At 65.0% G+C, this 9,413-nt stretch carries 9 protein-coding genes; 2 read left to right on the forward strand and 7 right to left on the reverse strand.

Annotation, left to right across the window (positions count from 1 at the left end; translation table 11 throughout):
* Positions 1-35 precede the first annotated feature (35 nt).
* From I6F21_RS14590 to I6F21_RS14600, 3 genes are read right to left on the reverse strand one after another with little or no spacing between them, the layout of a single operon-like run.
* Positions 36-1,250, reverse strand: coding sequence for an RluA family pseudouridine synthase (locus tag I6F21_RS14590; RefSeq protein WP_036011066.1), 1,215 nt, complete (start codon positions 1,248-1,250; stop codon positions 36-38).
* 52 nt (positions 1,251-1,302) lie between these two features.
* The gene (locus I6F21_RS14595; protein ID WP_036011063.1) at positions 1,303-2,640 is read right to left on the reverse strand and encodes a replication-associated recombination protein A; all 1,338 of its coding nucleotides are present in this window, start codon (positions 2,638-2,640) and stop codon (positions 1,303-1,305) included.
* On the reverse strand, positions 2,637-4,043 hold the full coding sequence (locus tag I6F21_RS14600; protein WP_036011123.1) for a DegQ family serine endoprotease: 1,407 nt from the start codon (positions 4,041-4,043) through the stop codon (positions 2,637-2,639). Before I6F21_RS14600 ends, I6F21_RS14595 begins: the two co-directional genes overlap by 4 nt.
* Positions 4,044-4,355: 312 nt before the next feature.
* Between I6F21_RS14600 and I6F21_RS14605 the strand changes: the two genes are divergently transcribed.
* Positions 4,356-5,969: an OprO/OprP family phosphate-selective porin gene (locus tag I6F21_RS14605; RefSeq protein ID WP_225139877.1), complete on the forward strand. Its 1,614-nt coding sequence runs from the start codon at positions 4,356-4,358 to the stop codon at positions 5,967-5,969.
* Positions 5,970-6,090: 121 nt separating this feature from the next.
* Here I6F21_RS14605 and I6F21_RS14610 read toward each other — a convergent pair whose 3' ends face one another.
* On the reverse strand, positions 6,091-6,465 hold the full coding sequence (locus I6F21_RS14610) for a helix-turn-helix domain-containing protein (RefSeq protein ID WP_036011060.1): 375 nt from the start codon (positions 6,463-6,465) through the stop codon (positions 6,091-6,093).
* A gap of 123 nt (positions 6,466-6,588) precedes the next feature.
* Between I6F21_RS14610 and I6F21_RS14615 the strand changes: the two genes are divergently transcribed.
* Complete coding sequence (locus I6F21_RS14615) at positions 6,589-7,602, forward strand: zinc-binding alcohol dehydrogenase family protein (RefSeq protein ID WP_109143366.1); 1,014 nt, start codon at positions 6,589-6,591, stop codon at positions 7,600-7,602.
* A gap of 89 nt (positions 7,603-7,691) precedes the next feature.
* Here the strand turns inward: I6F21_RS14615 and I6F21_RS14620 are convergent, their stop codons facing one another.
* The 3 genes from I6F21_RS14620 to rplQ form a co-directional block, all read right to left on the reverse strand.
* Positions 7,692-7,988 carry a DUF1330 domain-containing protein gene (locus tag I6F21_RS14620; protein WP_036027590.1) on the reverse strand — a complete coding sequence of 99 codons (297 nt, stop codon included), beginning with the start codon at positions 7,986-7,988 and terminating at the stop codon, positions 7,692-7,694.
* A 10-nt stretch (positions 7,989-7,998) separates the two neighbouring features.
* Positions 7,999-8,787 carry an SDR family oxidoreductase gene (locus tag I6F21_RS14625; RefSeq protein WP_109143365.1) on the reverse strand — a complete coding sequence of 263 codons (789 nt, stop codon included), beginning with the start codon at positions 8,785-8,787 and terminating at the stop codon, positions 7,999-8,001.
* A gap of 189 nt (positions 8,788-8,976) precedes the next feature.
* Complete coding sequence (gene rplQ, locus I6F21_RS14630) at positions 8,977-9,393, reverse strand: 50S ribosomal protein L17 (protein ID WP_025036979.1); 417 nt, start codon at positions 9,391-9,393, stop codon at positions 8,977-8,979.
* Positions 9,394-9,413 lie beyond the last annotated feature (20 nt).

The following is a 9,413-nucleotide window of genomic DNA, read 5'->3' on the forward strand; positions in this document are numbered from 1 at the left end:
ACATGTCGTGCGTCAGTCGCCCCTATTCAACCTCACTATTCTTCAGGCGCGTTCTCGATCGGATCAAATCTGGTTGCGTCCAGCCCCAGCAGGTTCCACGACTGCTGCATGTGCGGCGGCAACGGCGCGGTGGCGTCGATCACGCCGCCGCGCGGATGCGGAATGACGATGCGGCGTGCGAGCAGATGCAGCCGGTTCTGCAGGCCGCCCGGCAGCTGCCAGTTCTCGATGTTGAAATATTTGGGATCGCCGACGATGGGATGGCCGATATGGGCCATGTGGGCGCGCAGCTGGTGGGTGCGGCCCGTCACCGGCTTCAGCGACACCCAGGTCAGCTTGTTGCCGGCGGTCTCGACCACGGCGTAGTACGTCACCGCGTGACTGGCGCCCTCATCGCCATGCTGGGCGATGCGCATGATGGTGTCGTCCTCGCCCTCCTCCTTTGCAAGGAAGGTCGAGATGCGGCCCTGCTTCGGCTTCGGCAGGCCCGGCACCAATGCCCAATAGACCTTGCGCGCCGACCGCGAGCGGAACGCGCCGGTCAGGTGTGAGGCAGCGAAGCGCGTCTTGGCGATCAGGAGACAGCCCGAGGTCTCGCGATCGATGCGGTGCACGAGGCGGGGCTTCTGGCCTTTGGCATCGCGCATCACTTCAAGCATCTGGTCGATGTGCCGCGTCATGCCCGAGCCACCCTGCACGGCAAGGCCGGCCGGCTTGTTCAGGACGAGGACGTCGTCGTCCTCCCAGATCGTCATCTCCTTCAGCGCCTTCAGCGTCTTCTGCGCGGCCTCCGAGAGCTCGCCGACGACCTTCGGCGCATCGAGCTTGAGCGGCGGGATGCGGACGCTCTGTCCCTCCTCCAGCCGGTCTTTGCTGTCGACGCGCTTGCCGTCGACGCGCAGCTCGCCTTTGCGTACGACGCGCTGGATGTGGGAGAACGACAGGCCGGGAAAGCGCGCCTCGAGGAATCGATCCACGCGCATGTTGTTCTCGTCGGCCGTGACCGTGACGGTCTGCACCTTGGTCGGTAGCAGCGCCTCGACGGACTTTTCAGGCGCAGGCCTCTCCTGGACCGCTTTGGGCGGACGCCGCTCGGCGCGCTCGCCGGCAAAGCGCGGCGGCTTACCGCCGGGCTTGCCACCCGGACGCGGCCCGGCCTTCTTCGCGCTACGCGCCTGATGCGCCCGCGAGTCGTCGCGTTCGTCACGCGACCGTGGCTTTGGGTTCATTCTCTTGATACGGCGGCTCATGGTTGCCTGCGTACCCCAAAAGCGGCCTTCCGTCACGACGAAATGGCCGCTTCTAGCGGGAGTCGCCCCGCTCCTTGCGCAGCTTGGCCCAGTAATCCAGCCGCTTCCTGATCTCGCGTTCAAAACCCCGGTCGGGCGGGTCGTAGAAGGTCTGGCGGCCCAGGGCCTCCGGGAAGTAGTCCTGGCCGGAGAAGGCATCCGGCGCATCGTGGTCGTATGCGTAGCCGGAGCCGTAGCCTTCCGACTTCATCAGCTTGGTCGGGGAATTGAGGATGTGCTTTGGCGGCAGCAGCGAGCCGGCCTGCTTGGCGACCTGCATCGCGGTGCCGAAGGCGGTGTAGACCGCGTTCGATTTCGGCGCGGTGGCGAGATAGACCACGGCCTGGGCGATGGCGAGCTCGCCCTCGGGATGGCCGAGGAAGTCGAAGGCGTCCTTGGCGGCATTGGCGATGACGAGCGCCTGCGGATCGGCCAGCCCGATGTCCTCGACCGCCATGCGCACGACGCGGCGGGCCAGGAACAGCGGGTCCTCGCCAGCGTCCAGCATGCGCGCGAGGTAATACAGCGCGGCATCGGGATCGGAGCCGCGCACCGATTTATGCAGCGCCGAGATGAGATTGTAGTGGCCGTCGGCCGATTTGTCGTAGATCGGCGCGCGGCGCTGCAGAATCTCCTGCAGCTGCGCGGCATTGAAAATCTCGTCCGCCCGCGCCGAACGCCAGACTTCTTCGGCGAGCGTCAACGACGCACGGCCATCGCCGTCGGCCATGCGCACCAGCACCGCGCGCGCCTCCGCATCGAGTGGCAGCTTCCTGCCCTCGACGGCTTCGGCATGCACGAACAGCTTTTCGATCGCGGCGGCATCGAGCGAGCGAAACACCAGCACGCGCGCACGCGAGAGCAACGCCGCATTGAGCTCAAAGGACGGGTTCTCGGTGGTGGCGCCGACCATGACGACAGTGCCGTCTTCCATCACCGGCAGAAAGGAGTCCTGCTGGGCGCGGTTGAATCTGTGCACCTCATCGACGAAGAGCAGCGTGCCCTTGCCCATCTCGCGACGGGCGCGCGCGGCATCGAACGCTTTCTTGAGGTCGGCGACGCCAGAGAACACCGCAGAGATCTGCTCAAAATGCAGATCCGTCGCGTCAGCCAGGAGCCGCGCCACCGTGGTCTTGCCGGTGCCGGGCGGGCCCCAGAACACCAGCGAGCCGAGCGTGCGCGTTTCCAGCATGCGCGTCAGCGCACCATCGGGGCCGAGGATGTGATCCTGGCCGACGACCTCCGACAGCGCACGCGGGCGCAGCCGGTCCGGCAGCGGATGCGGAGCATCGTGATCGAGCCCCGCCGCAGCAAAGAGAGTCGGTGTCTCCGTTGGTCGCTTCGGACTCATCCGCCCAGCGTGACGTTGATCTGCTGGCCACCACGCACCAGCGTGATGCGCCAGATCCGTGCCCGTTCACCTGCAGCCTTCTCGAGGTCGCCGGTCTTGCTGATCTTCTGATTGTTGACGGCCAGGATGATGTCGCCCTTCTGGAAGCCGACACTCGCAGCCGCGGTATCGCCGCCGATATCGGTGATCACGACGCCTTCGGTGTCGGCATCCAGACGCAGCTCATCGGCGACGGCCGGCGTGATGGTCGAAACCTTCGCGCCCTGGAACGGCGAACGCGCGGTGACGACGAGCTCGTTGCGCCCGGTGTCGGGCGCGGTCTCCAGCGCTACCGTGAGCTTCACCGACTTGCCGCCGCGCTGCACGTCGAGCTGCGCGGTGCCGCCGAGCGGACGGGTTGCGAAGCGATAGTCGAAGGCGTTGGGATCATCCACGATCTGGCCGTCGATCCCGGTGATGAGGTCGGAGGATTTCAGGCCGGCTTTCGCCGCCGGACCGTTCGACACCACGCTCGCGACCAGCGCACCGGTCGGCGAGCGCAAGCCGAGGCTCTCGGCGATGTCGGGCGTCACCGCCTGCAATTTCGCACCGAGCCAGGGCCGCTTCACCGCCTTGCCGCCGCTCTTGGCGGAGGCGACGACGACGCGCACCATGTTGGCGGGAATCGCAAAGCCGATGCCTTGCGAGCCGCCGGAGCGCGAATAGATCGCGGTATTGATGCCGGCGAGCTTGCCACCCATGTCGACCAGCGCGCCGCCGGAATTGCCCGGGTTGATCGCCGCATCGGTCTGAATGAAGAACTGATAGTCGGTGATGCCCACTTGCGTGCGCGCCAGCGCCGAAATGATACCCTGGGTCACGGTCTGGCCGACGCCGAACGGATTGCCGATCGCGAGCACGACGTCGCCGACCAAGAGCTCATCGGAATTGGTGAAGTCCAGCGTCGGGAACTTCTCCTTGCTGTCCTTCAGGCGCAGCACGGCGAGATCGGTCCGGGAATCCTTGAGCAGGATCTCGGCCTCGAACTCGCGCTTGTCCGACAGCGACACCTTCACCTGGTCAGCGCCCTCGATGACGTGGACGTTGGTGACGACGAGGCCGGAGGCATCGACGATGACGCCGGAGCCGAGCGAGCGCTGCATCTGCTCGGGCTGCTGGCCCGGCACGCCGAAGAAGCGGCGGAAGATCGGATCGTCCAGTAGCGGATTGCGGTTCTGCACCACCTTGGCGGCATAGACGTTGACGACCGCCGGCTGCACCCGCTGCACGATCGGCGCATAGGACATCCGCAGCTCGGCCGGCGACGACGGGACCCGACGGTCCTGCGCAGCAGTCGGATTGAAGGTGGCCGAAAAGGCTACGCACAGCGCCGTAAGGGCGGCAGTCCAGGTCGCTCGAAACATTCCTACCTCTTGGAAAAGACGCCGGAATATAGGCGCGTTCGCCTCCCAATAGAAGGCCGCCGGCGGGCAATATTCGGTCCCTTCGCAGCCGTGTCCGGCATGCAAGGGTGCCGTGCGAATCGGCCATTTGCCCGGCGGCGGATTGGCATGATGTGCGTCATCTTGCATGGTGGTGTGAAGCGGATTCGGTTGCGGCGAATTTGCATCAGTGGGAACCCACGCAACCGCTCGCAGCGTCGCGGGGCAGTCATCGATCACACCTAGGCTCTCCCTTCGCGACTTGGGGAAAACAGTCAGATGATGGAGCGTAACGTGAGCAGAACAAGAATTGCGGCCACCGCGATTGGTCTCGCCGGCGCGCTGGCGGCCTCGCAGGCCCAGGCCCAGTCGGCAAGCAGCAGTGAGCAGGAGATCGCGCTGTTGAAGCAGCAGTTGAAGATGCTCGAACAGAAGCTCGACAAGCTGCAGAGCCAGACCGCGGCGAACACGGCAGCCGCAGCAAAGGCGAAAGTCGAAGCCAAGGCAGAGGCAAAGGCCGAGGCGCGCGCGGAGGCAAAGGCCGCGGTGGCCAATGCCAACGCGGCAATTCCCGTCAAGGGGCCGGCGCCGGCGTCCGGCGTCGTCGTGACGATGCCGAACAACCGGCCGACGATCTGCACCGCCGACCAGGCCAATTGCGTCGCCATCACCAGCCGCCTGCATTGGGATGTCGGCGGCTATGACTATCGTCCCAACACCGCGGCGACCGTGCCGCAAAAGCTCGACAGCGGCCAGAACGTCCGCCGCGCGCGCATCGGTGTCACCGGCAAGTTCTTCCACGATTGGAATTTCGCGCTGGTCTACGATTTCGGCGGCTCGTCCGACGGATTTGGCGGCGCCGCGCCGGGATCGCTGCCCGGCGGCGGCGTCTCCGGCGTCGAGAACGCCTATATCAGTTATACCGGCTTGAAGCCGTTCGGCGGCAAGATGGCGATCGAGGCCGGCATCATGGATCTGCCATACACGCTCGACGAAGCGACGAGCTCGAACGACATCATGTTCATGGAGCGCGCCTCGCCCGGCGTGATCGCGACCAACATCGCTGCCGGTGACTTCCGTTCCGCAGCCGGTGCGCGCTGGTTCAACGACCAGCTCTGGATCGGCGGCTATGTCACGGGACCGACGACCGGTGCGATCCATTCCGCCTCGAGCGCGGCGCCGCCCGGCACCAGCGAGCAATATGGTGCCGTGGCGCGCGTCGCCGGCAATCCGATCAGCACGAAGGACTACTCGGTGCATATCGGCGCCAATGCGCAATGGCTGATCCAGCCGCCGCGCAATCTCATCGCCAACACCCAGACGGTCACGCTCAGCGATCGTCCGGAATTGCGTCTCGACCCGACCACGCTGATCTCGACCGGCGCTATCGCCAATGCCTCGGGCGCGCAGGTCTACAGCGTCGAGGCGGCGGCGACCTACGGTCCGTTCATCGTCCAGGGCGAGTATTTCTGGTACAATGTCGATCGCACTGCCAACACGGCCGTGCCGCTGACGGGTGCACCGAGCCTGAAATTCCAAGGCGGCTACGCGCAGGCCGGCTATGTGCTGACCGGCGAAGGCCGCTCCTACAATGCGGCGAACGCGGCCTATAGCGGCGTCAAGCCGGCACATCCGTTCTCGCTCGACGGCGGCGGCTGGGGCGCGTGGGAGATCGCAGGACGGTTCTCGACGATCGACCTCAACGATCAGCTCGCGACCGCGAGCGGCGTCGCAGGCGGCCGGCAGACCGTCTATACGCTCGCGCTCAACTGGTACGTCAACGGCAACGTGCGCTTCATGCTCGATTATCTGCACGGCACGGTGTCGCGACAGGCCTCGCCGATCTCGACCGCCGACGTCGGCTCGAAGTTCGACGCGGTCGCGATGCGCACGCAGTTCGCGTTCTAGAGCATGATCCGGAAAAGTGTGAAGCGGTTTTCCGAAAAGATCATGCTCAAACAAAAACCTAAAGCGCGATCGCGCTTTAGAACGCGCTCGTTCGGGAGCGGCAGCGTCCGCTTCCGAACGATCACGCCGCGCGCTTCTTCTTCACGACCACGGGCGGCGGCGCGCAGGACAACCGCTCCTGGTGGCTCTCGCCCCAGGCCTTCAGGATGTCGATCACGGGCCTCAGGCTCTCGCCCAGTTCGGACAGGCAATACTCCACCCGCGGCGGCACCTCGGCATAGACCTTGCGGATGACGAGCCGGTCTTCCTCCAGCGCGCGCAGCTGCTTCGTCAGCATGCGCTGGGTGATGCCAGGCATCCGGCGGCGCAATTCGCCGAAGCGCTGGGTGCCGCTCTGCAGGTGGTAGAGGATCACGCCCTTCCACTTGCCGTCGATCAGGTCCAGCGTCGCCTCGACCGAGCAGCCTGGACGGCGGGCGAAGTTACGGCGTTTCATGCGGCTTTTTCCCAATAGTATCCAAACAGGGACTATATCCCCAAATTTACAGTACTTGCCAAATCGGAGCTAGAGCGACAGTTAGGGCAGCGGGCGAACAAAGCCATCTGATGGAGACACGCCATGAAAGCCGTCGGCTACAAGAAATCGCTTCCGATCGAGGACGCGGAATCACTGTTCGATTTCGAGACCGCTAAACCCGACCCCAAAGGGCGCGACATCCGCGTCGCGGTGAAAGCGATCTCGGCCAATCCGGTCGACTACAAAGTGCGCAAGCGCGCCGCCCCGCCCGAGGGCGAGACGAAAATCCTCGGCTACGACGCGGCCGGCGTGGTCGATGCGGTCGGGTCTGAGGTCACGCTGTTCAAGCCAGGGGACGAGGTGTTCTACGCGGGCTCGATCCTGCGCCAGGGCACCAACGCCGAATTCCATCTGGTCGACGAGCGCATCGTCGGCGCCAAACCGAAGAGCCTGTCGTTCGCCCAAGCCGCCGCTCTTCCCCTCACCTCGATCACCGCCTGGGAGCTGCTGTTCGACCGGCTCGGTGCGGTGCCGGGCAAGAGCGTCGATCCGCGCACGCTGTTGATCACCGGCGGCGCCGGCGGCGTCGGCTCGATCCTGATCCAGCTCGCCCGCCGCCTCACCGGGCTGACGGTGCTCGCCACCGCGACACGGCCGGAGTCGCAGAAATGGTGCCTCGATCTCGGCGCGCATGCGGTGATCGACCATGGCAAGCCGATGAAGGAGCAGATCGAGAAATTGAACCTGCCGCCGGTTGCGCTGGTGGCCAGCCTCACCTTTACCGACCAGCACTACAAGGCGATCGCGGAATTCATGGCACCACAGGGCAAGTTCGGCCTGATCGACGATCCCCCGGAGTTCACGATTGCCGCATTCAAGGGCAAGGCAATCTCGGTGCATTGGGAATCGATGTTCACGCGCTCCTCGTTCCAGACGCCTGACATGATCGCGCAGCATCATCTGCTCAATGACGTGGCCGACCTCATCGACAAGGGCGTGTTGCGCACCACACTCGACCAGACCTTCGGCACAATCAACGCAGCCAACCTGAAGCGCGCGCACGCGCTGTTGGAGAGCGGCAAGTCGCGCGGCAAGATCGTGCTGGAGGGATGGTAGCTTTCGTCGGGTGGGCAACGCGCACTTGCGCAGTGCCCACCATCTCTCTCTAGTCGCGACAATGGTGGGCACGCTTCGCTTTGCCCACCCTACGGCACCGGCGTCCCTTCAACGAACAACAGCCGCCGCTCCAGCGCCGTCTGCCGCACCTTGAGCGCTTCGGCATATTCCCGCGAGGCGTACCATTCCTTCAGCCGCGCCATCGACGCGAACTCGACGATGATAATGGCCTTCGGCGGCAAATTGCCTTCGGCAAGCTCGGCCTTGCCGCCGCGGACGAGATAACGCCCGTCGTACTGCGCGATCGTCTTGGCAGCCAGGGCGCGATAGGCCTCGAATGCGGCGGGATCGCGCACCTCGACCTCCGAGATCACATAGGCCGCCATGCGCATCTCCTCAGGCGATCGTGTTGACGATGCCACCTTCTGCGCGCAGCGCTGCGCCGTTGGTGGCGGATGCCTCCTTCGAGGCGACATAGACCACCATGTTGGCGATCTCGTCGACGCTGGCGAAACGCTGCAGCAGCGAGCTCGGGCGATGCTGCTTGACGAAGTTGGCGGCGGCTTCATCCACGGACTGGCCGTTCTGCTTCGCGAGATCCTTGACGAACGTCTCGACGCCCTCCGACATGGTCGGGCCCGGCAGCACGGAATTGACGGTGACGCCGGTGCCGCTGGTGAGCTGCGCCAGGCCGCGCGCCACCGAAAGCTGGGCCGTCTTGGTCATGCCGTAGTGGATCATCTCGACGGGAATGTTGAGCCCGGATTCCGAGGAGATGAAGACGATGCGGCCCCAATTGCGCTTCAGCATGCCCTTCATGTAGGCGCGCGACAACCGCACGCCGCTCATCACGTTGACCTCGAAGAAACGGCTCCAGTCCTCGTCGGAGATGTCGAAGAAATCCTTGGGCTCGAAGATGCCGGCATTGTTGATGAGGATGTCGACCTCGGGCAGCGCCGCAACGAGTGCCTTGCAGCCTGCCGCGGTCGAGACGTCGGCCGCGATGCCGCGGACCTTGGCGCCCGTCCCTTCCAACCTGCGCACCGCCGCATCGACTTTGTCCTGGCCGCGGCCGTTGATCACGACGCTGGCGCCGGAGCCGGCGAGACCCCTGGCGATGGCGTGGCCGATACCGGCGGTCGAGCCGGTCACGAGAGCGGTTTTTCCGGAAAGGTCGATCTTCATGCGATATCTCCATGGATGCGGATGGAGATATCGGAAGCGGCTCCCTCAGCTGCAATCGGGGCTCACCGACGCGTGAGGAGCGTGAATGGTGGGCACGGCGCGCTAAGAGCGGGCCTTTGTCCACCCGACCGTTCCAACAAAAAAGCGGCGCCAAAGGCGCCGCTCTTGAAACGTCATGCCGATCGGGCTTTACGCCGCCTCGGCTTCCTTCTCCTGCACCGGACCGGAATCCTGGCCCTTGGCATCGACGTCGCGATCGACGAACTCGATCACGGCCATCGCGGCGTTGTCGCCGTAGCGGAAGCCGGCCTTGATGATGCGGGTGTAGCCGCCCTGGCGGTCCTTGTAGCGGGTCGCCAGCGTGTCGAAGAGCTTCTTGACCATGTCGACGTCGCGCAGCTCGGAGATGGCCTGACGGCGCAGCGACAGGCCGCCCTTCTTGCCGAGGGTGACGAGCTTCTCGACGATCGGGCGAAGCTCCTTGGCCTTGGGCAGCGTGGTGACGATCTGCTCGTGCTTGATCAGCGCGGCCGCCATGTTGGCGAACATCGCCTTGCGGTGCTCGGCCGTGCGGTTGAGCTTCCGATGAACCTTGCCGTGACGCATGTGTGTAGTCCTTCTTCGAT

It is taken from the genome of Bradyrhizobium sp. NBAIM03, from assembly GCF_020194055.1.
Taxonomy (GTDB): domain Bacteria; phylum Pseudomonadota; class Alphaproteobacteria; order Rhizobiales; family Xanthobacteraceae; genus Bradyrhizobium; species Bradyrhizobium yuanmingense.

What these genes read in the sequence shown, in the direction of transcription:
- I6F21_RS14600 (WP_036011123.1), bottom strand. Translation starts at nt 4,043, where the DNA reads ATGTTTCGAGCGACCTGGACTGCCGCCCTTACGGCGCTGTGCGTAGCC.
- I6F21_RS14595 (WP_036011063.1), bottom strand. Translation starts at nt 2,640, where the DNA reads ATGAGTCCGAAGCGACCAACGGAGACACCGACTCTCTTTGCTGCGGCG.
- I6F21_RS14590 (WP_036011066.1), bottom strand. Translation starts at nt 1,250, where the DNA reads ATGAGCCGCCGTATCAAGAGAATGAACCCAAAGCCACGGTCGCGTGAC.
- I6F21_RS14625 (WP_109143365.1), bottom strand. Translation starts at nt 8,787, where the DNA reads ATGAAGATCGACCTTTCCGGAAAAACCGCTCTCGTGACCGGCTCGACC.
- I6F21_RS14620 (WP_036027590.1), bottom strand. Translation starts at nt 7,988, where the DNA reads ATGGCGGCCTATGTGATCTCGGAGGTCGAGGTGCGCGATCCCGCCGCA.
- I6F21_RS14615 (WP_109143366.1), top strand. Translation starts at nt 6,589, where the DNA reads ATGAAAGCCGTCGGCTACAAGAAATCGCTTCCGATCGAGGACGCGGAA.
- rplQ (WP_025036979.1), bottom strand. Translation starts at nt 9,393, where the DNA reads ATGCGTCACGGCAAGGTTCATCGGAAGCTCAACCGCACGGCCGAGCAC.
- I6F21_RS14610 (WP_036011060.1), bottom strand. Translation starts at nt 6,465, where the DNA reads ATGAAACGCCGTAACTTCGCCCGCCGTCCAGGCTGCTCGGTCGAGGCG.